16 protein-coding genes are annotated in these 23,789 nt (G+C 66.0%); 4 read left to right on the forward strand and 12 right to left on the reverse strand.

Going from position 1 to position 23,789, the window contains the following annotated elements; translation table 11 throughout:
• Positions 1-4: 4 nt before the first annotated feature.
• Entirely contained in the window at positions 5-3,226 is a 3,222-nt protein-coding gene (locus tag PQR02_RS14855; RefSeq protein WP_408231795.1) for an efflux RND transporter permease subunit, read from the reverse strand.
• A 320-nt stretch (positions 3,227-3,546) separates the two neighbouring features.
• Between PQR02_RS14855 and PQR02_RS14860 the strand changes: the two genes are divergently transcribed.
• Positions 3,547-3,834, forward strand: a complete 288-nt coding sequence (locus PQR02_RS14860) for a DUF4148 domain-containing protein (protein WP_408231798.1) — start codon at positions 3,547-3,549, stop codon at positions 3,832-3,834.
• 112 nt (positions 3,835-3,946) lie between these two features.
• Here the strand turns inward: PQR02_RS14860 and PQR02_RS14865 are convergent, their stop codons facing one another.
• The 6 genes from PQR02_RS14865 to PQR02_RS14890 form a co-directional block, all read right to left on the reverse strand.
• Positions 3,947-4,117 (reverse strand): hypothetical protein, encoded by a 171-nt coding sequence (locus PQR02_RS14865; protein ID WP_408231801.1) that lies wholly within the window; start codon positions 4,115-4,117, stop codon positions 3,947-3,949.
• A gap of 318 nt (positions 4,118-4,435) precedes the next feature.
• Positions 4,436-5,257, reverse strand: coding sequence for an IclR family transcriptional regulator (locus PQR02_RS14870; protein WP_408231804.1), 822 nt, complete (start codon positions 5,255-5,257; stop codon positions 4,436-4,438).
• A gap of 109 nt (positions 5,258-5,366) precedes the next feature.
• Complete coding sequence (locus PQR02_RS14875) at positions 5,367-6,095, reverse strand: SDR family NAD(P)-dependent oxidoreductase (protein ID WP_408231807.1); 729 nt, start codon at positions 6,093-6,095, stop codon at positions 5,367-5,369.
• Between the two features lie 19 nt (positions 6,096-6,114).
• Complete coding sequence (locus PQR02_RS14880) at positions 6,115-7,419, reverse strand: MFS transporter (RefSeq protein ID WP_408231810.1); 1,305 nt, start codon at positions 7,417-7,419, stop codon at positions 6,115-6,117.
• Positions 7,420-7,510: 91 nt separating this feature from the next.
• Positions 7,511-8,260, reverse strand: a complete 750-nt coding sequence (locus tag PQR02_RS14885; protein WP_408231813.1) for an SDR family NAD(P)-dependent oxidoreductase — start codon at positions 8,258-8,260, stop codon at positions 7,511-7,513.
• Complete coding sequence (locus PQR02_RS14890; protein ID WP_149669455.1) at positions 8,257-8,778, reverse strand: 2,4'-dihydroxyacetophenone dioxygenase family protein; 522 nt, start codon at positions 8,776-8,778, stop codon at positions 8,257-8,259. Before PQR02_RS14890 ends, PQR02_RS14885 begins: the two co-directional genes overlap by 4 nt.
• A 211-nt stretch (positions 8,779-8,989) precedes the next feature.
• Between PQR02_RS14890 and PQR02_RS14895 the strand changes: the two genes are divergently transcribed.
• Positions 8,990-10,399 (forward strand): Do family serine endopeptidase, encoded by a 1,410-nt coding sequence (locus tag PQR02_RS14895; protein WP_408231817.1) that lies wholly within the window; start codon positions 8,990-8,992, stop codon positions 10,397-10,399.
• Between the two features lie 65 nt (positions 10,400-10,464).
• Here the strand turns inward: PQR02_RS14895 and PQR02_RS14900 are convergent, their stop codons facing one another.
• From PQR02_RS14900 to PQR02_RS14915, 4 genes are all read right to left on the reverse strand, one after another.
• A complete protein-coding gene (locus PQR02_RS14900) occupies positions 10,465-11,928 on the reverse strand; it encodes an efflux transporter outer membrane subunit (RefSeq protein WP_408231820.1) in 1,464 nt (487 codons plus the stop codon).
• On the reverse strand, positions 11,921-15,151 hold the full coding sequence (locus tag PQR02_RS14905) for a multidrug efflux RND transporter permease subunit (RefSeq protein WP_408231823.1): 3,231 nt from the start codon (positions 15,149-15,151) through the stop codon (positions 11,921-11,923). Before PQR02_RS14905 ends, PQR02_RS14900 begins: the two co-directional genes overlap by 8 nt.
• Positions 15,152-15,161: 10 nt before the next feature.
• The gene (locus PQR02_RS14910) at positions 15,162-16,232 is read right to left on the reverse strand and encodes an efflux RND transporter periplasmic adaptor subunit (RefSeq protein WP_408231826.1); all 1,071 of its coding nucleotides are present in this window, start codon (positions 16,230-16,232) and stop codon (positions 15,162-15,164) included.
• A 576-nt stretch (positions 16,233-16,808) separates the two neighbouring features.
• Complete coding sequence (locus tag PQR02_RS14915) at positions 16,809-17,591, reverse strand: IclR family transcriptional regulator (RefSeq protein ID WP_408231829.1); 783 nt, start codon at positions 17,589-17,591, stop codon at positions 16,809-16,811.
• Positions 17,592-17,823: 232 nt separating this feature from the next.
• Between PQR02_RS14915 and PQR02_RS14920 the strand changes: the two genes are divergently transcribed.
• Positions 17,824-19,608, forward strand: a complete 1,785-nt coding sequence (locus PQR02_RS14920; RefSeq protein ID WP_408231832.1) for an FAD-dependent oxidoreductase — start codon at positions 17,824-17,826, stop codon at positions 19,606-19,608.
• Positions 19,609-19,700: 92 nt separating this feature from the next.
• Positions 19,701-21,038 (forward strand): MFS transporter, encoded by a 1,338-nt coding sequence (locus tag PQR02_RS14925; protein WP_408231835.1) that lies wholly within the window; start codon positions 19,701-19,703, stop codon positions 21,036-21,038.
• Between the two features lie 57 nt (positions 21,039-21,095).
• On the opposite strand, the gene PQR02_RS14930 is transcribed toward PQR02_RS14925, so the two are convergent.
• On the reverse strand, positions 21,096-23,666 hold the full coding sequence (locus PQR02_RS14930; RefSeq protein ID WP_408231838.1) for a penicillin acylase family protein: 2,571 nt from the start codon (positions 23,664-23,666) through the stop codon (positions 21,096-21,098).
• Positions 23,667-23,789: the final 123 nt, after the last annotated feature.

Here is a 23,789-nt window from a genome sequence, read left to right on the forward strand (position 1 = left end):
GGAGTCAATCAATTCGGGCGGCAACGCCGGCTTCCTGGATGCGGGTGGGGCGCGCCGCGCGGCGTCGGTCGAGCCACGCATGCACCATCCCGTAGACGACCGGCACGAACAGCAGGGTCGAAACCGTGCCGAGCGCGAGCCCGCCGATCACCGCGCGTCCGAGCGGCGCGTTCTGCTCGCCGCCGTCGCCCAGGCCGAGCGCCATTGGCAGCATGCCGATCAGCATCGCGAGTGCGGTCATCAGCACCGGACGGAAGCGGCCGAACCCGGCATCGAGCGCGGCTTGCAGCGGCGGCCGGCCGCCGTGGTGGAATTCGCGCGCGGTGTTGATCACGAGAATGCTGTTGGCCGTCGCGATGCCGATACAGAGAATCGTGCCGGTCAGCGCTGGCACGCTCACGCGGGTGCCGGTGCTGAACAGCATCCACGCGATGCCCGCGAGCGACCCCGGCAAGCCGCTGACGATGATCATCGGGTCGAGCCAGGACTGGAAGTTCACGACCATCAGCAGATAGACCAGCGCGATCGCGAACACGAGACCGCTTGCGAGGCCGCTGAACGAATCGTGCATCGCCTGCACCTGGCCGCGCACCACGATCGACGCGCCGGGCGGCAACTGCGGCCGGATCTGCTCGACGAGCCGGTTCACGTCGGCCGCGACGCCGCCGAGGTCGCGCCCTTGCGTCGACGCGAAAATGTCGAGCACCGGCTGCACGTTGTAGTGCGAGACCACGGCCTGCTGGGTGGCGCGCGTCAGCGTGCTCAACGCGCCGAGCAGGTTCTGCGGCGCGGGCGCGCCGGGCACGGCCGAGCTCGCGCCGCTCTGCGCGATCGGGATATTGGCGAGCGCCTGCAGCGAGTTGATATCGTACTGAGGCATCATCGCCATCAGCGGATAGCTGACGCCGTTGCGCGGATCGAGCCAGAAATTGGGCGTGGTCTGCGAACTGCCGGACAGCGCGATCAGCAGGTTCTGCGATACGTCGCGTTGCAACAGGCCGGCCTGGATCGCCCGCGTGCGGTCCACATTGACGTTGATCGCGGGCTCGTCGCCGGGCTGCTGGATGCGCGCGTCGACGAGGCCGCGCACGCCGCGCAGCTGCGCGAGCAGCTTGTCGGCGACGACGCGGTTCGCGTCGAGCTTGTTGCCGACGATCTGGATATCGATCGGCGCGGGCAAGCCGAAGTTGAGAATCTGGCTGACGATGTCGGCGGGCAGGAACGCGAACGTGACGCCGGGGAACTCTTTCGCGAGCGTCGTGCGCAGCGTCGCCACGTACTGCGCGGTGGGCTCGTGCTTCGGCGCGAGCGAGATCATCACGTCGGCGTCTTCCGGGCCGATCGGGTCGGACGAATCGTAGGTCAGGTTGATGCCGCTGACCGGCACGCCGATGTTGTCCAGCAGCGCCGCCAGTTGCTGCTTCGGAATCACCTGACGCACGCGCGCCTCGACCTCGTCGGTCAGGCGCGCGGTGTCCTCGATCCGCGTGCCGGTCGGCGCGCGCAGATGCAAGCGGATCTCGCCGGTATCGACAGCGGGGAAGAAATCGCGTCCGGCGAACGGCAGCAGCGCGAGCGAGCCGATGCACAGCGCGAGGAAGATCACGATGAAACGCCGCGGACTCGCCAGCGCCGCGCCGAGCACGCCGCGATAGCGTGCGCGCAGTGACTCGAAGCGATGCTCGAAGGCCGCCTGGAAGCGCACCAGACGCGCGATCGGTCCATTGCCGCTGACCGGCGTCTGGCTGCGCGCGCGCATCAGATACATCGCGAGGGTCGGCACCAGCGTGCGCGAGAAGAAGTACGACGCGATCATTGCGAACACCACCGCTTCGGCCATCGGCACGAACAGGTAGCGCGCGACGCCGGACAGCAGGAACATCGGCACGAACACGATGCAGATCGACAGCGTCGATACGAACGTCGGCACCGCGATTTCGCCGGAGCCGTTCAGGATCGCGTCGTGCAGCGGTTCGCCGTTCTCCAGATGATGCGTGATGTTTTCGATCGCGACGGTGGCGTCGTCGACGAGAATCCCCACCGCGAGCGCGAGGCCGCCGAGCGTCATGATGTTGATGGTCTGGCCGAGCGCCGACAGCGCGATCAGCGAGGTCAGCACCGCGAGCGGAATTGACACTGCGATGATCAGCGTGGCGCGCCAGCTGCCGAGAAACAGCAGGATCATCAGCGCGGTCAGCGCGGCGGCGATCAGCGCCTCGCGCGCGACGCCCACCACCGCCGATTTCACGAACACCGACTGGTCTGCTAGCGCGGTGATGTGCAAGGCGCTCGGCAGGCCGGCCGCGATATGCGGCAGCATCGCCTTGACCTGCTGGATGATCGTCAGCGTCGAGGTGCTGCCGGATTTTTCGATCGTCAGCAGTGCGGCGCGTTTGCCGTCGCTGCGCACGATGTTGGTCTGCGGCGAATAGCCGTCGCGCACATGGGCGACGTCGTGCACGTACACCACGCCGCCGGCCACCGTCTTGACCGGCAGGTCGTTGAGCGCCGCAACCGTGTCGGTGCTGCCGTTCATCTGCACGTTGTATTCCTTCGTGCCGATCTTCGCGGTGCCGCCGGGCAGGATCAGGTTCTGCGCGTTGACCGCGTTGACCACGTCGAGCGGCGCGAGCCCTTTGGCCTGCAGCGCGCGCGGGTCGATGTCGACCATGATCTGGCGCACCTTGCCGCCGAACGGCAGCGGCACCGAGGCGCCTTGCACCGTCGCCAGTTGCGTGCGGATCTGGCTGTTGCCGAGGTCGTATAGCTGCTGCTCGGACAGCGTGTCGCTGGAGAGCCCGAGTTGCAGGATCGGCACCGTCGACGCGTTGTACGTGATGATGTTCGGCGGCAGCGTGCCCGGCGGCAGCACGCGCAGGATCGACGCGGAGTTCGACGCCGCTTCGGCGATCGCGCGATTGATGTCCGCGCCCTGATGGAAAAAGATCTTCACCACCGAGACGCCGTTCAGCGATTGCGACTCGATATGTTCGATGTCGTCGACGTCCGAGGTCAGCGCGCGTTCGTAATTGGACGTGATGCGATTGGCCATGTCCTGCGCGGAGAAGCCGTTATACGTCCAGACGATGCTGACCACGGGAATGTCGATATTCGGAAAGATATCGGTCGGCGTGCGCAGTATCGCCAGCGGGCCGACGATAAAGATCAGCACGGCGAGGACCACGAAGGTATAGGGCCGGCCTAGTGCGAGCCTGACGATCCACATAACGGGTTCCTGAAGAGAAGCGAAGGAAGGTGCGCGTCGTGCGAGTGCCGCAAGGGGCGCATGAGCGGACGTGACGCGGGCTTCATGAGTCAGGAGTGTGAAGGCGGGGCGCTTACCAACCGTGGTCGGCTAGATTACTGTTCTGTTATCTGGGGGTCTTGTGGCAGGCACGAGGCGGCGGCGGAGCCGGCGCGGCGATGCAGCGCGACGACCGGATAACAAAACGGTAATCCGCCGGTCAGTGCTCCGACAACTCGAATGACAAGAATGGGAAGCGTGGTTCAGGCCACTCATTTCTTGCTCATATCCGGAGAGACATCATGAAACTGCTTACCGCCATTGCCGTTGCCGCCCTCAGCCTGCCGTTCGGCGCGAATGCGTTTGCTCAGACCACTTCGTCAGGATTGACGCGGGCCGACGTGATCGCGCAGTTGCAGCAGGCACAGGCCGAAGGGCTGGTGCCCGTGCGGACCAACGACTATCCGCCGTCGGAGACCACGATTGCGCGCAACCGCGAGATCTACGCGATCCAGCACGGCACGGATCACGCGGGTGAGATGGCAACGGCGGGCGGGGCGGCCGGGCAGGCCGGGCCGGCGTCCAATTGAGTTCAGGTCGGATCGTTGTTCAGAAGAACGTCACCCGCGGTGCCGGCGCGAGCGACTCGTAGTCCATCGTCGCGCCTTTCTCGTACGCGAAAATCGCCGGCCGGGCGCGCTGCTACGAGCGGTCGCGGTTGCGTGCGCGGGTCGCGCCGGTGATGACCGCCACGCCGAGCAGAATGACGGCCACGATTTCGATCGTGTGTTGAGCGACGTGCAGGGTCATCAATCCCCACGACACGCCGCCAATCAGAATGATCCAGCCAGCCAGATAAATGAGCAGGGTCATCGTTGTTCTCCCTCGTTCGATTCGACGGACGGCCCCGATTGCGTCTGATGGAAAACGCGACCGGATGCCCCGATTGATCCGCTGACATCGCGAGGCGCTGACGATCGACCGGCGGTCGGCGTTGCAGGCCTGCGATCAACGGGTCTATGGAGACGCAGGTTCCGTGCCCGACGCCAATTTGTCACCGCGCGGCGCGGCCCCGAGAGAGTAAGCGCCCCGCCATCGTCGGGCCGTGTGGCCGATGAAGCCGAGTCGTCAAGGCGTTGCGCGTCGCGATGGCGATGCGCGACACCGTTGCATGAATGGTGAAACGGCGGGTCAGCGCCCCGAGGCCGGCCCGAGGCGCGCCGCGATCGTCCGGCAAGCCGCTAGCAACGGCTCGATATAACGCGTTTGCGCGTCGGCCTGATGGCGGAAGGTCGGCATGCTGATGCTCACGCAGCCCACCGCGCGTCCGTCCACGCCGCGAATCGCCGCGCCGTAGCAGGAGATCGCGACTTCGTTTTCTTCGCGGTCCTCGGCGTAGCCGCGCTCGGCGGTGACGTTCACTTCGTTGCGCACCTCGTTCAGCGTGGTGAGCGTGTTTTCGGTGAAGCGCGCGAGCGGCGCGTCTTTCAGCAGCGCTTCGCGTTCCGCCTCGCCGAGCGTCGCAAGATAGGCCTTGCCGACCGAACTCGACGTGAGCGACACGCGCGTGCCGATGCGCGAGGCCATGCGCACCGCGTGGGGACTTTCGAGCTTTTCGATGTACACCATCTCGCCCTGGCTGGGTACGGCCAGGTGGATCGTCTCCGAGGTGATGTTGCGCAGTTCCATCAAGGCGTCGACGGCCGCGAGGCGCAGGTCCGAACGCTCCCAGCTGCGGCTCGCCAGATTGACGAGGCGCGGGCCGAGCGCGAACGTGTTGCCTGCGCCCGTGCCGACGATCAGCCCTTCGGCCTGCAACGCGGCGACAATACGGTGGACAGTGGGGCGCGGATAGCCGCTCGCCGCGCTCAGTTTCGCGATATTCGGCGGCGTCTGCGCGTCGGCGATCAGTTGCAATACGGCGATGAACTTGGAGAACGCGGCGGCGCCGGCAACGGTTTTGGCATCCGCGGCGCCGGCGTTGGAGGAAGGCTTGGAATCGGTGGTGGACATCAGGCGAGGGTAGGGCACGGTTGGGCAATTATGCCTTTATTTTCCGGCCCGGAAGGTGGCCGGCGTCAGCCGGTGGTCGTGCGCATGTCAGCGATTGCGCGCCAGCCCGTCACGCGACCAGATAGCCACCGTCGACCGGCACGATCGCGCCCGTCATGAATGAAGCCGCCGGCGTGCAGAGGAACGCCGCGACCTGCGCGACTTCGTCGGGCGTGCCCCAGCGGCGCATCGGCGTGCGCTCCAAAATCGCTTGCGAGCGGCCATCGTCGTCCTGCAGCGCCTGGGTCAGCGGCGTCGCGATCCAGCCCGGCGCGATCGCGTTCACACGAATGCCGTCGGCGGCATAAGCGAGCGCCAGCGACTTGGTCAATTGCGCGACCGCGCCCTTGCTCGCGCTGTACGCGGGCACCAGTCCGCCGCCGAAGAAACTCAGCATCGACGCCGTGTTCACGATGCAGCCCGACGACGCCTTCAGCAACTCGCGCGCGGCCGAGCACACGCGCATCGTGCCGTTCAGGTTGATGTCCATCACGCGCTCGAACACCTCGATGCGATGTTCCTCGACGCGGCTGATCACGCCCGCGCAATTCACCACGATGTCGAGCCGCTCGAACGCCTGCAACGCGGCGGCGACATCGTCGCCCGAACGCACATCCAGTGTGACGCGCCGGATCGCGGGGTCGAGCGTATCCGGCGCGCCCTCGGGCAGCGGCAAACCTGCCGCGACCGTTTTCGCGCCGAGCCGCGCGAGCTGGTTCGCGATCGCCGCGCCGATGCCGGAGAAGCCGCCGGTGACGAGCGCGGCCTTGCCTTCGAGTAGATGGTCTTGGAATGTCATGTGAGTCGGCAGCGAGTGCTCAGGTTGGTTGGGTGTTGACGGCGTTAGGCAGCGGCGCGGGCGCCACTTCCTTCACGACGAACAGATAGACGAACGCGGCGGCAAAGGCGACGCCCGCGCTGATCAGCAGCGCGTTGACGAACGAATGCGTCTGGTCGACGACGATGCCGGTGATCACCGGCGCGAACGAGCCGCCCAGATAGCCGCCGAAGTTCTGCATGCTGCCGAGCGAGGCCACGAGGTGGCGCGGCGCCGCGACGCTGACCAGCGCCCACGCGGTGCCGCTCGACATATTCACGAAGAACATCGCGCACGACACATAGACGATCGCGAGCGTGGTGCTCGGCGTGTACGCGGCGGGCACGGTGAACGCCGCCGCGCCGATCAGGCCAATGCACAGCGGCCACTTGCGGCTGCGGATCGGCGCCATGCCGCGCTTGAGCAGGTAGTCGGCGATCACGCCGCTGCTCAGCATTCCGATCGTACCGAAGATATACGGAATCGACACCAGCCAGCCGGTGTGCGCGATGCTCAGATGGCGCTCCTTTTCCAGATAGCCGGGCAGCCACGTGAGGTACAGCCACACCATGTAAATCACACCCATGAAGCCGAAGATCATCCCCCATGTATTGCGCAGCTTGAAGAGCGCGCCCCATTCGGCGAAGCTCAGGCCCTTCGGACGGTCCGCGGCCTTCCGCATGCCTTCGTCCAGATGCGCGGTCTCGCTGTCGGTGAGCGCGACTTCATCGCGATTGCGGTAGACCACGTACCAGCCGATCGCCACCAGGACGCCGAGCACGCCCATGATGATGAACATGGCGCGCCATCCGAACGCCAGCATGAGCACGGTGAGCAGCGGCGGGGCGATCATCGGCGCGATGGTCGACGAGGAGATGAAGGTGCCGGTCGGGCGGCCGCGCTCGCGAACCGCGAACCATTCGTTGACCACCTTCGCGCCCGCCGGGAACAGCGGCGCTTCGGCTACGCCGAGCACCACGCGCGCGGCGAGGAAATGATTGAGTGTCTGGATGAAGCCGCCCGCGACCTGCGCGAGCGACCACAGGAGCATGCCGAGCCCCAGCATCACGCGTGAGCCGAAACGGTCGAGCAGCGCGCCCACCGGCAACTGCGCGAACGCATAGGAGAGCGAAAAGGCCGACAGCAGCAGCCCCATCTGCGACGCCGACAGATGTAGCTCCTGGCTCACCAGATGATTGGCGATCGACAGCGTGCTGCGATCGAGATAGTTGACGATGCCCGCGACCGTCAGAAAGACGACCGCGACCACCTGGATGCGTTTCAGACGCTGTGACTTCTGAAGCATGTTTGTCTCCTGCGCAAGTGACTTGCTGAATGATTGGAATAGTGCGGGTACCAAAGCGAAGCAACGACGCTGCAACCACGATTCAGGCGCATCAGTATGTCGCCCGTCCTCCCGACAGATCGAAAATCGCGCCGGTGCTGAACGAACAGGAATCCGAACAAAGCCACAAGGCCAGCTGCGCGACTTCTTCCGTCGTGCCGAGGCGTCCCATCGGACTCTTGCTGATCATCGTCTGCACGTGTGACGGCGACATCTGCGCGAGCAGCGAGGTTTCCACCGCGGCGGGCGCGATCCCATTCACGAGGATGCCGGTCTGCGCCAGTTCCTTGCCGAGCGATTTGGTCATCGCGATCACGCCGGCCTTCGCCGCGCTGTATGCGGACGCGTTCGGCGTGCCTTCCTTGCCGGCCAGCGACGCGACGTTGACGATGCGCCCGGCGTCGGCGCGCCGCATCACCGGCACGACGAAGCGGCTCACGTGATAGGTACCGACGAGGTTCACGTCGATCACGCGCTGCCATTCGAGCGGATCGTATTCGTCGAGCGGCAGCGTGGGGCCCGCGAAGCCCGCGTTATTCACCAGGTAGTCGATGCGGCCGTACGCGTCGAGTGTTGCCGCGAGCGCGGCTTCGATGGACTCGGGGCGGGTGATGTCCACCGCGAAGTGGCGCGGTGTGCAGGGCGTGGCCTGTGCGCCGGGCACGCGGTCCCAGTTGACCGCCGCAGCGCCGTTGCGCGCGAACGCATCGCAGACCGCGCGGCCGATGCCGCCGGCCGCGCCCGTCACGACCGCGACGCGCCCGGAGAAATCGTATTGGGCGAGACCGGCGGCCGCGCTCATCGGATGAACTGGTCCACGTAGTCCTCACCGAGGCCGACCGCCGCATAGTGCTTGCGGCACATGTCGATCTTGGTGAACACGTCTTCGTAGCCGGTGTAGTTGCCGTATGGGTCGCAATAGAACATCACGCCGTTCACCTGGAAGTACGTGATCATTTCCTCGACGTCGTCGGGCACGTAGAGGGTGTGAGTTTCGCCGGGCGGCTCGTACACGTAGCTGCCTTCGGTGGCTTCCCAGTCGTGCTCCAGATAACGCCAGCGGCCCTTGAGCACCATCCCGTGCACGCTTTGCGGATGACGATGGCGGCTCAGCACGCCGGACTTGCGAACCCGCAGCAGGTTCATCCAGTAGCCTTGCGACGCGTTCAGGCACAGCGGACGAAACGACACGTTTTCGGCCTGCGGGACCCACACGCGTTCATCGGTCGGGATCGCGAAGGGCACGACGATCTCCTGCTGCGCTTCCTTCGGGAACGGCAACTGATAGGGCGTCATGGGGGAATGGTTAGCCTCGGGCATGGGATCCTCTTTGAAATGTCCGCATTGTGGACACTGGGTCCACGATATGGCTATTATCAGAACGCCCTTGATCGAGGTCAATCCTGGGGAAATTACTTAAGAGGTGCACACGTCGAGCGGTTTCAAGCCCGGCGAACGCTTTAAGCTTCCTTTAAGTGGGGCCCACTACATTACGCTTCCTTCACGTAACCCACCGCAACGTCTCCAACTTATGACCATCAAGAAATATTGGCGCGGCAGCGCTGCCGTCTGCGTCGCGCTCGCGGCCGCCGGTACGTATGCGATCAGCCATCGCGAAGCCGATGCGTCGGTCAGTGATGCTCATGGCCAGATCGCCGCGCCCGGCGCTTCGTCAGGCATCACCGGCACGCGCTCTTCGGCGCCGGATTTCTCCAGCATCGTGACGCGCTCCGGCCCCGCGGTCGTGCATATCGGCGCCAGGCAGGCCGCTTCCCGCGACGAAAACGGCGAGAGTGGACGCGGTGGCGAAGCGCTGGGATCGGGCTTCATCATCAGCCAGGACGGCTACATTTTGACCAACAACCACGTGGTCGAAGGCGCGGAGCGGGTCACCGTCAAGCTGATGGACGGCCGTGAATTTCATGCCCGGGTGGTCGGCACGGACAAGACCTCCGACGTCGCGGTGCTGAAGATCGAAGCATCGAATCTGCCGACCGTGAAGATCGGCAACCCCGCCGACAGCAAGGTCGGCGAATGGGTGGTGGCGATCGGCTCGCCGTACGGTTTCGACAACACGGTGACGTCGGGCATCATCAGCGCGAAGGCGCGTCAAATGTCCGACGACAGCCCGATCCCGTTCATTCAGACCGACGTGCCGGTCAATCCCGGCAACTCGGGCGGCCCGCTGTTCAATCTGAACGGCGAAGTCATCGGCATCAACTCGATGATCTACTCGCGCACGGGCGGCTTCCAGGGGCTGTCGTTCGCGATTCCGATCGACGCGGCAATGCACGTGAAAGACCAGCTCGTGCAAACCGGTCATGTGAGCCGCGGCCGCATCGGCGTGGGCGTGCAGCCGGTTTCGGCGGAACAGGCCAAACAGCTCGGCCTCGACTCGACGCGTGGCGCGCTGGTCGGCTCGGTCGATCCGAGCGGCCCGGCACAGGCGGCCGGCTTGCGCGAAGGCGACGTGATCGTCGGCGTGAACGGCACGCGGATCGCCAGCACGACGGAACTGATGGCGCAGGTTTCGCAACTCGCGCCGGGCAGCACCGCGACGGTCAACGTGTGGCGTAACGGCGCCGAGCGCAAGCTGTCGGTCACGGTCGGCGCGCAGTCGCCGCAGATCGCCTCCGCTGAGCCGCGCGCGCGGCAGCAGCAGCCGGAGCAGGCGCGTCCGCGGCTGGGCGTGGCAGTGCGTCCGCTCACCGACGACGAGCGCCAGGAAGCGTCGTTGCCGGGCGGCGTGGTCGTGCAGCAGGCAAGTGGTCCGGCCGCCGCGGCGGGCATTCAGGCTGGCGACATCATCGTGGCAGTGGACGGCCATGTGATTCGCGGCGTCGAACAGCTTCGACAGCTGATTGCGCAGGCGGACGACAGCGTTTCCGTCACCGTGGTGCGCGATGGTGAAGAAGCGTCGGTGAACGTGACGCTGGGCTGAGCGGCTGGCGTCATATCGACGCCATCGCGGACGGCACTCCGCGCAGCGGGAATGCGCGCAATGCCTTAGTTGGACTGCTTGTTCCCATCCGCTTGCGGCGCATCGGACCCACCGCCCAGTGCGACGTAAAGCGACACACCGTTTTGTAGCGCGGTCGCGCGAAGCTGAATGAGCTGCTGCTCGGCATCAAACAGATTGCGCCGCGCATCCACCACTTCCAGATAGATCGAAATGCCGTTTTCGTAACGCAGCTGGGCGGTTTCCGCGAGCTGCCGTTGCGCCTCTACAGCCTGTTCCTGCGCGGCAATCTGTTCCTTGTAGCGCTGCCGGCCGATCAATGCATCGGACACCTCACGAAAAGCCGTCTGCACGGTGCGCTGATAATCGGCGACCAGCTCGTCGCGCCGCGCGCGCGCCTGGGCGAGCTGAGCCTGGCGTTGACCCGCATCGAAAATCGGCATGGCAAGCAAGGCGCCGAACGACCATGCCTGGCTGCCGGGCACGAACAGATCGTTCAATTCCGCCGATACATAACCGAAACTCCCCGTCAGCGCGATGCGCGGAAAGAAGTCGGCGCGCGCCGCGCCGATATCCGCGTCCGCGGCGCGCAGCTGCTGCTCGGCCAGCAAAATATCGGGCCGATTGACGAGCAGCGCGGACGGCAGCCCGGGGTCCAGTTCGTTGAACTGTCTGGCGTCGGCAATCGGCGACGCCTGCGGCAACGCATCCTTCAGCGGCCCCCCCACCAGCACCTCCAGCTGATTGTGCTGCTGCGCGGTCGTTCTTTGCAGCTCCGCCAACTGGGTCTGCGCCTGGGTCACGAGAATCGCGGCCTGCTCGAAATCGACCATCGACGTCACGCCCGCGTCCAGCCGATCCTTCGCGACGTCGAGCGCATACCGGCGGCTCGCGAGCGTCCGCTCGGCAAGCTCGGTGCCTTCTTCGCCGGAACGGATCGCATAGTAGCTCGCCGCGACATTGCCGATCAGCGACAGACGGAATGTGCGCTGCGCCTCGACGGTCGCCAGATATCTGAGGCGCGCGGCTTCGCTCATGTTGCGCACGCGCCCCCAGAAGTCCAGCTCGAACGAACTCACCGCCGCCTGAACGTTGTACTGATTGAATTGAATCGACGGCCCGGTATCGCCGAGTTCCGGCTCGATCGAGCCGAGCGGCGCCTTGGTGCGGGTCGCGCCGGCGTTCACGTTCACCTGCGGGAAGCGCTGTGCGTTCTGGATGCGATAGAACGCGCGCGCCTGTTCGATGCGCGCCACCGACGCGGCGAGATCGCGGTTGCGTTCGAGCGCCGTCGTAATCAGCAGCTTCAGTTGCGGATCGGCGAAAAAGGTTTGCCAGTCGATCTCGGCCGCAAGACGTGAGCCCGGTGCGCCCGGCGTGCCCGGCGCGGCGGGCACGGCCGGCGTGTCGAAGTGTTCGGCGATCGGCAACTCGGGCTGGCGATAGGTCGGCGCGAAATTGCACGCCGCGAGCGCGCAGCAGATGAGCGGGAATAGCAGGCGCTTACGCATCGTGCGGTCCTCCGCCTGGTTCGCCGCCAGCGGACGAGGGCGGCGGCGAAGGCGAACGCGCGGCCAACGGCGGCTCGTCCAGATCGTCCTGATCGCTCTTGCGTTTCTTGCGGCTCAGCCAGCGGCGCGCGGCCACGTAGAACAGCGGCGTGAAAAACACGCCGAACAGCGTCGCGGTCAACATGCTGCCCATCACGCCGGTGCCGACTGCGCGGCGGCTCGCCGCGCCCGCGCCGGTGGCGAGCACGAGCGGCATCATGCCGAGCACGAAGGTGACGCTGGTCATCAGGATCGGCCGCAGGCGCTGCTGCGCGCCGTTCTTCGCGGCGGTGACGGCGTCGCTGCCTTCGGACTCCTCCTTGATCGCGAACTCGACGATCAGGATCGCGTTCTTCGCCGCGAGCCCGATGATGGTCACGAGCCCGATGTTGAAGTAGACGTCCGCCGAGAGGCCGCGCAGCATCGTCAGCAGCACTGCGCCGATCACGCCGAACGGGATGATCAGCAGCACCGCGGCCGGAATCGCCCAGCTTTCGTACAACGCGGCCAGCAGCAGGAACACGACCACCAGCGACAGTCCGAGCAGCATGCCGATCTGCCCGCCGGCCTGTTTCTCCTCGAAGGCCGTACCGGTCCATTCGTACGTGAAATTGCCGGTCAGCACGTGCGACGCAATGCGCTCCATCTCGGCGATCGCCGCGCCGCTCGAACGGCCCGCGGCGGCCTGGCCCGACAAGGTCGCGGACGGAAAGCCGTTATAGCGTTCGAGCTGTTGCGGACCGGAGATCCAGCGCACGCGGCTGAACGCCGAAAACGGCACCATCTCGTTGCGGTTGTTGCGAAGCCTCAGCGCGCTCACGTCTTCGGCTCTCATCCGATGCTCGGCGTCCGCCTGCAAGATGACGCGCAGCACGTTGCCTTCGAACACGAAGTCGTTCACATAGTTCGCGCCGAACGACAGCGCCAGCGCCTGATTCACCTGACCGATCTGCAAGCCCAAGGCGCGTGCCTTGATGCGGTCGATCTCCACGTACAGTTGCGGCGCCTCCGGCATGCCTTCGGAGCGCACGCCCGCCAGCACGCTGCTTTGCGACGCCTCGATCATCACGCGCCGCGCGGCCTGTTGCAGCGCCTCGCCGCCCACGCCGCTGCGATCCTGGATCTTCATCGTGAAACCGGTTGCGTTGCCGAGCGACGGGATAGCCGGTGGATCGAGCGCGAAGATGATCGCCTCGGGAATCTGCCGGAACGCGCCATTCGCGCGGCGCACCAGCGCGCTCGCGGAATTCGCCTCGCCGGGGCGCTCGTCCCACGGTTTCAGATCGACGAAGGACAGCGCCGCCGATTGCCCCTGGCCGAAGAAGCTGAAGCCCGTCACCGATGCGACGTTGCGCACTTGCGGCTGTGTTTGCAGGAATGCTTCGACCTGGCGGATCGCCTGCTGCGTGCGTTGTTCGGTGGAACCCGGCGCGCCGGTGTAGGTGATGAACAGATGCCCCTGGTCCTCGGTCGGCAGAAAGCCGCCCGGCAAACGCACGAACAGATAAGCGGTGATCACGCAGGCGATCACGAACACGAGCAGCCAGCGCAGCGGCGCGCGCAGCATCGCGTCGACGCCGCGAATATAGCGCTCGGTGCCGGCGCCGAGCCCCCGGTTGAAGCCGTCGAACACGCGGTGCAGCAGCTTTGCGGCGCGCGAGCTCGAAGCGGCGCCTTGCGTCGTTTCGTTGCGCAGCAGTGCCGCGCACAACGCTGCGCCGAGCGTGAGCGCAAGCAGCGTGGAGAGCAGAATCGAGACGGCCAGCGTGACCGAGAATTGCCGGTAGATGCCGCCCGTCGAGCCGGGGAAGAACGCCATCGGGATGAACACCGCGACCAGCACCAGCGTGCTCGCGCTCACCGCGCCGGAAATCTGGCCGACCGCCTTCACGGTCGCGCGCGGCGCGCTGAGTCCTTCTTCGCGCATGATCCGCGCGACGTTCTCGACGACCACGATCGCATCGTCGTTGAGGATGCCGATCGCCACCACCATGCCGAACAGCGACAGGATGTTGATCGACAGGCCGAACAGATAGAGCCCCGCGCACGTGCCGATCAGCGCGACCGGCACGACCAGGGTCGGAATCAGCGTGGCACGCCAGTCTTGCAGGAACAGGAACACCACCACGGTGACGAGCAGCAGCGCTTCGATCATCGTGCGCATCACGCCATGCACGGACGTGGTGATGAACGGCGTGGTGTCGAACGGCACGGTCCAGGTCACGCCGCGCGGGAAGATCGGCTGCAATTCGGCCATGCGCTGGCGCACGTTGTTGGCGACGGCCAGCGCGTTCGCGCCGCTCGCCAGCTGGATCGCGATGCCGGCCGCTTCCTTGCCGTTCACGGTGAGCCGGTTGCCGTAGCTTTCGTTGCCGAGCTCGACCCGCGCGACGTCGCCCAACCGCACGGTCGAGCCGTCCGGATTGGCGTGCACGATGATTTCGCGGAACTGCTCCGGGGTCGAGAAGCGGCTTTGCGTGACGATCTGCGCGGTGAATTCGGAGTTGTCGGCGTTGGGCTGGTCGCCGAGTCCGCCGCCGGCGGTCTGGCTGTTCTGCTCCTGCACCGCCGCGAACACCTCGCTCGCGGACAGCCCGAAGCCCGCGAGCTTGCCGGGATCGAGCCAGATCCGCATCGCGTACGACGAGCCGAACAGCTGCACGTCGCCGACCCCGTCGATGCGGCGCAACTCGTTGACGATGTTGTTGGACGCGAAGTTGCCCATCGCCGTCGCGTTGGCGGAGCCGTCGGCGTTCTGCAGCGCCAGCAGCATCAGAAAGCCCGACGACGCCTTGGTCACGCGCACGCCGACCTGTCGGACTTCTAGCGGCAGGCGCGGCTCGACCCGGCTCAGACGGTCCTGTACCTGGGTGCGCGCGATGTCGAGATTGGTGCCCGGCTTGAGCACCACCGTGATCTGCGCGGTGCCGTTCGAGCGGCTGACCGACGACATGTAGAGAAAATTCTCGATGCCGTTCATCTCGTCTTCGATGATCGAGGTCACGGTCCGCTCGAGCGTACGCGCGTCGGCACCGCTGAAGCTTGCAGAAATGCTGAGCGAAGGCGGCGCGACGTCGGGATACTGTTCGACCGGCAGAAGCGCCACGGCCAGGCCGCCGAACAGCACCGTGAAGAGTGCGATGACCCACGCGAAGACCGGACGGGAAACGAAGAATCGATTCATCGGGCGCCCGTCAGCGCGTGGCCGAGGCCGGCGCCGGCGGTGCGGCTGGCACGAGGCGCGCATCGACGCGCTGGCCCGGCTGAACCTTCTGCCAGCCGTCGACGATCAGACGCTCGCCGGGCTTGAGCCCATCGCGCACGGTCCAGCGCCCTTCGCCTTGCTCGCCCAGCGCGATGTTGCGATGGACCACGGTGCCGTCGTCCGCGACCAGCGCCACGCTGGCGACGCCGTTATCCAGCTGCACCGCGCGTTCGGGAATCCGGATGCCTTGCAGGTTGCCCGCCGCGATGATGCGGCCGCGCACGAACTGCCCCGGCAACAGCGTGCGCGACGGGTTGCCGAATTGGGCCCGCACCGTCTGCGTGCCGGTGGAGGGATCGACGACCAGATCGGCGAAGTCCACGAAGCCACGCTCGCCATACAGTTGGCCGTTGGCGAGCACCAGCTCGACCTCGACGTGCTTCATGTCGACCGCCTGGCGGGCGCCCGACTGGATCTGCTGCTCGACATCGAGCATCGCGGTGTTCGACTGCGTGAACACCGCGTTGATCGGCGAGAGCTGATTGACCTCCGCGAGCAGCGTTGCCGCGCCGGCGCTGACGAGCGCGCCTTCGGTGACTTGCGCGCGGCCCACGCGTCCGGCAATCGGCGTGCGGACGATGCAGCGTTCGAGCCGCAGCTTCGCGAGCGTGACGGCCGCCTGCGCATCGGCGACGCTGGCGTCGGCCTGCTGCATGGCCGCGAGCGCGGCGTCGTATTCCTGCGCGCTGACCGCGTGACGGCCGACCAGTGGCTTGAAGCGTTCCACCACCGAGGCCGAGTTGTCACGCAAAGAGGTGGCTCGCGCAAGCGCGGCCTGTGCCTGCTGCAACTGCGCGCGATAGTCTCGCGGATCGATCTGGAACAGCGGCGCGCCAGCGGGCAGGTCTCTGCCTTCCTGATAGAGCGTGCGTTCGACGATGCCATCGACGCGTGCGCGAATCTCCGCGGAGCGGACCGCCTCGATCCTGCCAGGCAGTTCGACGACATCCGGAACAGCCGATGTGGTGAGCGTTTCGACCAGCACCGGAACCGGCGGCATGGCCGCGGCCGGCGCACCCTGCTTGTCGCCGCACGCGGCAAGCACGAGCGGCAGACCGGTCTGGCGTTTTTATGGCCGGTGGCATTTGACATTTTCTGAAGCGCCGTTGCGAGCGGCGCATAGCGCGCGTGCAGTCCCAGTGCCATTGCATGAATACGCATTGCAATCGAAGCTATGTGCTGCCTCACTGAAGTGAAGAAATGCAGGCGCAATGCGTTTTTGCAGTAATGCGCTCTGATGCAAACAACTCACGCGCCGCTTTAAAGCTGGCTGAAAAAACTCCCGTCGATCTTACAACGTTTGCCTTGCTTGTCAAACTTGCGCGCACCATTGCAATACGTGGCGATGCAAGGAGGGTGCGGGCGAACAAAGTCTAATACAGATGGTCGCCGTGCGGGGTGCCGACCGTGATTGTTATCAGAAAGGAATGTGCGCGAATTGCGGTTGCGCGATGAGGTCTGTGGCTTGAGGGGAATGAACAGAAACCCAATCAAATTAATCAGGATTCCGACAATCTGGAATAGCGGAGCGGCTCGCGGCTGTCGCATGAAAAACGATGCGCGAGTCACACGCTACCTAGCCTTGATTGTCAACATAGCCCAGGTGTCGGGATATACCTTCGCAGGATTCGCGCAACGCAGTCGCGACGCTTCCATCCCATTTCGAATCGAACGACGCCGCGGGTCCCATCACCGTGATCGCCAGCACGATATTGCCCGTCGCATCGAATACCGGCGCGCTGAACGCGTTGATCCCTGGAATCGGATCGCCGATCGTACGCGCGATCCCACGCCGGCGGTTCTCGATCAGCTCGGCATCGAAGTCGCTCTTCGAGCGTTTTTTGTCTTCGTGCAATGCGAGCCGCGCCGCGTCGCTTGCGAGGAAGTTTTCGAGCATCTTCGGTGGAAGGTAGCTGGCGAAGAGCCGGCCCGTCGCCGTATTGCGCACCGACATCACCGCACCCACGCGCAGGTTGACGTGCATCGGCACCGGCTCGACCAGTTGCACGATGGTCGGCCCGAGGTTGCCCCAGACCGCGACGGCCACGCTCTGCTCGGTCGACGCCGCCAGCGCGCTGATCACCGGCGCCGCCTCGCGCACCGGGTCGAGCTGATACAGCTTCGCGAGGCCGATCTGCAGCGCGAGCGGTCCCAGCGCATAGAGACCGGTGGCGGGCTCCTGCGTGACGAATCCCACCTTGACGAAACTGACCAGATACGGATGCGCCTTGCCCACCGAAATGCCCGCTTCACGAGCGAGATCGCGCAACGGCATGGGCTTCAGGTGGTTCGCGAGCGCGACCAGCAAGGTGCTGCCGATCTCGATCGACTGGATGCCACGGCGAGGTTTAGCGTCCACGGGAGCGGTATGAGGAGTGCAGGACGGGCCGAATTGTAGCACCCGCCTTCGCCTGTTCCGTCTACAGCCGTCCACGGGCATGTCGTGATTTTCGATAATATCAAACGCATTGACTATTATCAGATGCGCGCCTAGACTCGATTCAACGCTGCAGCAGTGCGCCAGAAGTCACGCATCAGGCGGGCGAGGCGAGCTGCGCATGCCCTTGAGACAAGGCATTCGAGGAGACAAGATGGCCGCGGACACTCTCACCTGCGACGTTCTGGTGATCGGCACCGGGGCGTCGGGCATGGCTGCCGCGATCACGGCAGCGTCGCGCGGACTGGACGTGCTGATGATCGAAAAGGAAGCGCGCATCGGCGGCACCACCGCGCGTTCGGGCGGCTGGCTATGGATTCCGGGCACGTCGCTCGCGACGGCGCAAGGCATCCACGAGCCGGCGGGCGAGGCCGCCGCCTATCTTCAGCACGAAGCGGGAACGCACTACGACGCGCGCCGAGTCGACGCGTTTCTGTGCTTCGGCCCGCAGGCCGTGCGCTTTTTCACGGACCACACCGAGGTGCAGTTCGACATGCCGGTCGTGTTTCCCGACTATCACGCGGAAGCGCCGGGCGGCCGCCAGGGTGGTCGTTCGATGGTGACGCGCCCGTTCGACGGGCGGCAACTCGGCGAGCACATCCGCGAGCTGGCGCCGCCGCTGCCCGAGTTGACCGTGTTCGGGATGATGCTCGGCTCGGGCAAGGAAATCTGGCACTTCATGCGGATGTTCCGTTCGCTCAGTTCGTTTGCCTATGTCACGCGCAGGCTGGGGCGTTACGCGTTCGACGTGCTGCGCCACGGTCGCGGCATGACGCTGACCAATGGCAACGCGCTGGCCGGGCGTCTTTATCGCTCGGTGCTCGACTTGAAGATTCCCGTATGGCGCTCGACCGTGGCCCGCGAGTTGATCGTCGAAGCGGGGCGCGTTGCGGGCGCGTTCGTCGAACGCGCTGGCGCACGCGTCGAGATTCGCGCGCGGCGCGGCGTCGTGCTTGCGTGCGGCGGTTTCCCGCACGATATCGAGCGGCGCGCGCAACTGTTCCCGCATGCGCCGGATGGCGGTGCGCACTACAGCCCGTCGCCCGCTGGCAATACTGGCGATGGCCTGCGCCTCGCCGAAGCGGTCGGCGGCTGGGTCGATCCGACCATCCCGCATGCCGCCGCATGGGTCCCGGCTTCGGTGACGCAACGTGCTGACGGTACGCACGGCGTGATGCCGCATTTCATCGACCGCGCCAAACCCGGCGTGATCGCGGTGACCCGCCACGGCAAGCGCTTCGTGAACGAAAGCGACTCGTATCACGACTTCGTCCAGGCGATGGTCGCAGCCTGCAAGGACGATGGCGATCCCGGCGTCATGGCCTGGCTTCTGTGCGACCACAGGACCCTGCGCACCTATGGCCTCGGCTGTGTGCCGCCCGCGCCGATGCCGCTCGGCCGTCATCTGCGCAGCGGTTATCTGCGACGCGCGGAGAGCATCGGTGCGCTGGCGCAAGCGCTGGGTATCGCGCCAGCCGTGCTCGAAGAGACGGTGGCGAACTTCAACCGCACGGCGCGCGAAGGCGACGATCCGCAGTTCGGCAAAGGCAGCAAGGCCTACAACCGCTATCAGGGCGACGCCATGCACGACGGCGCGAACCCGTGCATCGCGCCGCTGGAACGCGGCCCGTATTACGCGATCCGGCTCGTGGTCGGCGACATCGGCACGTTCGCCGGACTCTCGACCGACAGCGCCGCGCGGGTTCTGGATCGGCAAGGCCAGCCGATCGCCGGGCTGTACGCCGTCGGCAACGACATGGCCAGCATCATGGGCGGCAACTATCCGGGTGCCGGCATCACGCTGGGCCCGGCGCTGACGTTCGGCTACATCGCGGGCAGGCAGCTTGCCGGTGATCGCGTGGACGATTGCCCCGGCGCGAATGCGCCGGCGGGGACCGCGCCAGCGAGCGCGGAAGCTTCCGCCGCCGAGCAATTCTGAAGAGAGAAAGGACGCCGTCAGAGCGTCCTTGTTTACTGCACCGCATCGGCCGTCACGCGCTATGCGACGGCCATCATTGAGGAGACAACCCGATGTCCACACCCACTCCCGCCCCGGCGCTTGCCGTCAGCCACGCCAGTCCAGCCGACGACGGAAGCGCCGCCACGCTGTACCGCCGCGTTTCGCTGCGCATCGTTCCGTTCCTGTTCATCTGCTACATCGTGTCGATTCTGGACCGCAGCAATATCGGTTTCGCGCAGTTGCAGATGAAACAGGATCTCGGCATCACGGACGCCATGTATAGCCTGGGCGCCGTGCTGTTCTTCGTCGGCTACGTACTGTTCGAAGTGCCGAGCAATCTCCTGCTGCGCAAGTTCGGCGCGCGCCGCACCTTCGCGCGGATCATGGTGTTGTGGGGCGCGGCATCGATTGCTATGATCGCCGTTGCCAGCGCCCGGCATTTCTATGTGCTGCGCTTTCTGCTCGGCGTGTTCGAAGCGGGGTTCTTTCCGGGCGTGGTGTTGTATCTGACCTTCTGGTTCCCGGCGAAGCGTCGCGCGGCGGTGCTGTCGATCTTCTATGCGGGCGTCGCGGTAGCCGGCATGGTGGGCGGGCTGCTGTCCGGCTGGATCATGCGCGGCATGGCCGGGGTCTTCGATCTGCACGGCTGGCAATGGATGTTCGCGATCGAAGGCGCGCCCGCCGTGCTGCTCGGCGTGATGGCGTGGTTCTGGCTCTGCGACCGTCCCGAAGAGGCCGCCTGGTTGTCGGACACGGACCGCCGACGCCTCGCCGACGATCTCGCCGCCGAAGCCCGCGTCGCGCCCGTGCACGCCGGACACTCGCTGGGCGCCGCGCTGCGCGACCCGAGCACCTATCTGTTCTCGTTCATCTATTTCTCGCTCACCTCCGCGCTGTTGATGCTGCTGTTCTGGATGCCGTTGATGATCCGCGAGTTCGGCATTCAGGATGTCGTGCACATCAGTCTGCTGTCGATCATTCCGAACGCGATCGGCGCGGTGGGCGTGATTCTGATCGCGCGCCATTCGGACCGCAAGGCGGAGCGGCGCTGGCACTTCGCCGTGTGTGTCGGCGGCGCGGCGATCACGCTGCTGCTGATGACGCTGCACTTCGACAGCCTGTCGGTCATGCTCGGCCTGCTGTCGCTTGCCGCGTTGCTGATTTTTTCCGCGCATCCGGTGTTCTGGGCGGTGCCATCCACCTACTTCTCGGGTGCAGGCGCGGCAGGTGCGATTGCGCTGATCAGCAGCATCGGCGTGTCGAGCGGGATGATCAGCCCGTGGGTCATCGGTCAGATCCGCACGCATACCGGCAGCATGGACGGTGCCATGTACATACTCGCCGCGCTGCTGCTGGCGTGCGGTGTCGCGATGATTCTCGGCGTGAAGGCGCGGGCCTCGGCAAGCTGACGAGCGCGGCCTCATCGCAGCGTGCCGTTATTTCTCTGACCAGCCGGAAGCCTCGATTCAATTGACCGGTTGCGCGTCCGATGAACTCAGGGTGCGCACGCTCATCGCGGGATCGCGCACGATCGACGCCTCGGAAAATGGCACGCTCAGCCAACGCTGCGCGGCATAGTCGCGCGTCGCGTCGGCGTAATGGGGCGAGGCGGGGTCGTCCGATTCGGACGACGCCAGCAGCGTCCGCGCGAGCACCTGATCGCCGGCGAACGACACGACCTGCAAGTAGGTGTCGCCGCTCGGGTTGACGTTCATCGAATAGGCGCGCGTATCGAACGGATGGGCCGCGCATGCGGCGGTGAAGTAGCCGGCCGCGTCGCAACCGCCGTACAGCGGGATGCGTTCGTCATTGCGCTGCACGTAGAGCGCGGCGCTGCGCGGCGCGTCGATCGCGAGGCCGGCTTTTTGCAGCGCCGCGATCGCGTCGTGCAGCGCGGCGGCGAGTTTCGCGGGATCGGCCGCGATGCCCGCGGGGGTCGTCAAAGGATGAGCGGGATCGAAGGGGACTGCGTACAGTTGCGCAGGTGGAATCGTCAGCAGGCGTCGCCACAGCTCGTCCCACAGCGTCGCGCCGATCGCGTTGGCGGAAGCGGTGCCGTCCCAAGCCGCGAGGACTTTGCAGGCCGGGCGTAGTTCGGCGGTGTTTTCGGCGGTGTTGAGTGCGGCGCTCGCAGCCGTGTCCGCGTCCGCTTGTGCCGCGGTGCCTGCAACCGCGTTCGCACCAGCCGCCGCGTCGCCGCCGCTGCCACACACACGCTCCAGCACCGGCTGCCTGAACAGCAGCGCCGACATCGACCGGCTGTCGAGCGCGGCGTGGCCGAGCGCGTCGGCGGACACGCCCTGCGGAGCGCTCTGCAACTGCGTGGCGATGCTATGCCCGAGCCGCGTGCGCAACGATTGCGGCGTGTTCGTCGCGCCGATGATCTGCGCATAGCCGGTCAACGGCGCAGCCGGATTGCTGAGCCAGTAGCTGCCGTTGAAATTGCCGACATAGTCGCGCCGCAGCAGCCCCGGCATCTGCGCGACCGGCATCGCGCGAGGCTGCGCGGCACCGGGCTGATCGCGCCAGTCGCATTCGCTGCGCGAGCCGTCGAGCAACGGCACGCCCGGCATCGACTGCGCGAGCGCCCGGCCGACCGGCGGCGTGCAGCGCTGCGCGAGCTCGTCGGGCACGTCCGGCACCGCGCCGATATCCGCGTACCACACGCGCGGATCGCCCCGGCCGATCGCCAGCGTGTTCACCCACGGCAGCGCCGCGTTCTTCTTCTGGATGCGGATGAAGTCGTCGAGCGAATTCGCCTGGCTCCATTCGAGGAAGTTTTCGAACACGCGGAAGTTGTCGGCATTGATATCGCGCAGCGCGAAAGCCTGCTGCGCGTTCCACGCCAACGCGGGCGACCTCGCGCCGAGATTGACGAGCGGGCCGAAGCGCGAGCGATACAAGGTGCGCGATACGGTATGGATCGAACCGTCGGCGGCGCGCACGTCGACCCGCACTTGCGTCGGCGTCATCGCTTCGGTCTTGCCGTCGACCAGATAGGTGGTCGGCGAACCCGGCACGAGCGTCAGCTTGAAGAGGCCGAAGCGCTTCGCGGTGGAGACCGTGTGCGCCCACGCGACGTTTTCGTTGAAGCCCATCAAGATCAGCGGCATGCCGAGAAAGGACACGCCGCTCACGTTGAGCTGGCCGGGGATCGTCAGTTGTGCCTGGTAGAGGCGGTCCGGGCCGCTCCAGAACCAGTGCGGATTGCCGAGCAACAGCGCGCTGCCGTTGCGGGTCGCGTCCGCGCCGAACGCGAGCGCGTTGCTGCCGATTCCGGAGTGACCGCCGATGGGATCGAGCGGCGTGCTAGCGGCCAGTTCCGTGTTGCTGCCGCCATGTTCATCTTCAGCCGCAGGTTCGCGCGAGGCATCCGGCGATGGCGCGGCCGCAGCCGGCGGCGTGGCGGTCGCAATCGCATTGACGAAGCGCGTTGCGCCGCCGGCCAGGTTCGCCGCGTAAAGACGCCGGTACACGTCCGCGCTGCTGATCTTCCCGGCCCACGGCGCCGCGCGGCATGCCGCGTGCGCAGCGGGAAACTCGCCGTGCGCCAGCTCGCTCACATAGCGGTTGTAGCCTGCCACGAAGCCGTCGATCAGCGCCCGCATCGCGGCGGTCTGACTTTGCCGATAGCGCGACACGGCGGCATCGTCGGCGATGAAGCGGAAGAAGAAATCGGCGTTCAGATTATCGGGCTGTCCGAAGGTCGATTCGGCAGCGGGGCGCGCGTCGGCGCCGAAGTAGCGCGAACGTTCGCCGCGATACGTGATGAAGCCCTCGGCCATCGTGCACAGGTTGTCCTGCGCCTGGACATAGCCATAGCCGTAACCGAGGCTGCCCCAGTCGCCGGCTTTCACGTGCGGAATGCCGAGCGCGGTGCGGCGGATCTCGACCTGATACGGTCCAGCGTGCGCATCGACGTCGGCGTTCGGGGCGGCGCAACTTTGCAATCCCAGGACGATGAAGGGCAGGGTGGCGAGCAGTCGGACCCGTTGGGCACAGCGGCTGCGGCGGTGCGAGGAAGCGTTCAAAGGCATGGGCGGCTCACGAAAACGCGGGTGGCGGTAGAGAACATACCGCAATCGCGCCGTCTGACGTGCACGCGCCGATTATCCAAAGCCCGAGCCCAGAACCGCAACGCAGCCCCGAGGCCCACGCGG

The organism is Paraburkholderia sediminicola (assembly GCF_046026895.1).
GTDB classification, from domain to species: Bacteria; Pseudomonadota; Gammaproteobacteria; order Burkholderiales; family Burkholderiaceae; genus Paraburkholderia; species Paraburkholderia sediminicola_C.

Excerpts from the sequence above, each read along its gene's own strand:
- PQR02_RS14900 (WP_408231820.1), bottom strand. The coding sequence starts at position 11,928 with ATGCGTAAGCGCCTGCTATTCCCGCTCATCTGCTGCGCGCTCGCGGCG.
- PQR02_RS14880 (WP_408231810.1), bottom strand. The coding sequence starts at position 7,419 with ATGCTTCAGAAGTCACAGCGTCTGAAACGCATCCAGGTGGTCGCGGTC.
- PQR02_RS14885 (WP_408231813.1), bottom strand. The coding sequence starts at position 8,260 with ATGAGCGCGGCCGCCGGTCTCGCCCAATACGATTTCTCCGGGCGCGTC.
- PQR02_RS14890 (WP_149669455.1), bottom strand. The coding sequence starts at position 8,778 with ATGCCCGAGGCTAACCATTCCCCCATGACGCCCTATCAGTTGCCGTTC.
- PQR02_RS14860 (WP_408231798.1), top strand. The coding sequence starts at position 3,547 with ATGAAACTGCTTACCGCCATTGCCGTTGCCGCCCTCAGCCTGCCGTTC.
- PQR02_RS14855 (WP_408231795.1), bottom strand. The coding sequence starts at position 3,226 with ATGTGGATCGTCAGGCTCGCACTAGGCCGGCCCTATACCTTCGTGGTC.
- PQR02_RS14870 (WP_408231804.1), bottom strand. The coding sequence starts at position 5,257 with ATGTCCACCACCGATTCCAAGCCTTCCTCCAACGCCGGCGCCGCGGAT.
- PQR02_RS14910 (WP_408231826.1), bottom strand. The coding sequence starts at position 16,232 with ATGCCGCCGGTTCCGGTGCTGGTCGAAACGCTCACCACATCGGCTGTT.
- PQR02_RS14905 (WP_408231823.1), bottom strand. The coding sequence starts at position 15,151 with ATGAATCGATTCTTCGTTTCCCGTCCGGTCTTCGCGTGGGTCATCGCA.
- PQR02_RS14920 (WP_408231832.1), top strand. The coding sequence starts at position 17,824 with ATGGCCGCGGACACTCTCACCTGCGACGTTCTGGTGATCGGCACCGGG.
- PQR02_RS14925 (WP_408231835.1), top strand. The coding sequence starts at position 19,701 with ATGTCCACACCCACTCCCGCCCCGGCGCTTGCCGTCAGCCACGCCAGT.
- PQR02_RS14895 (WP_408231817.1), top strand. The coding sequence starts at position 8,990 with ATGACCATCAAGAAATATTGGCGCGGCAGCGCTGCCGTCTGCGTCGCG.
- PQR02_RS14930 (WP_408231838.1), bottom strand. The coding sequence starts at position 23,666 with ATGCCTTTGAACGCTTCCTCGCACCGCCGCAGCCGCTGTGCCCAACGG.
- PQR02_RS14865 (WP_408231801.1), bottom strand. The coding sequence starts at position 4,117 with ATGACCCTGCTCATTTATCTGGCTGGCTGGATCATTCTGATTGGCGGC.
- PQR02_RS14875 (WP_408231807.1), bottom strand. The coding sequence starts at position 6,095 with ATGACATTCCAAGACCATCTACTCGAAGGCAAGGCCGCGCTCGTCACC.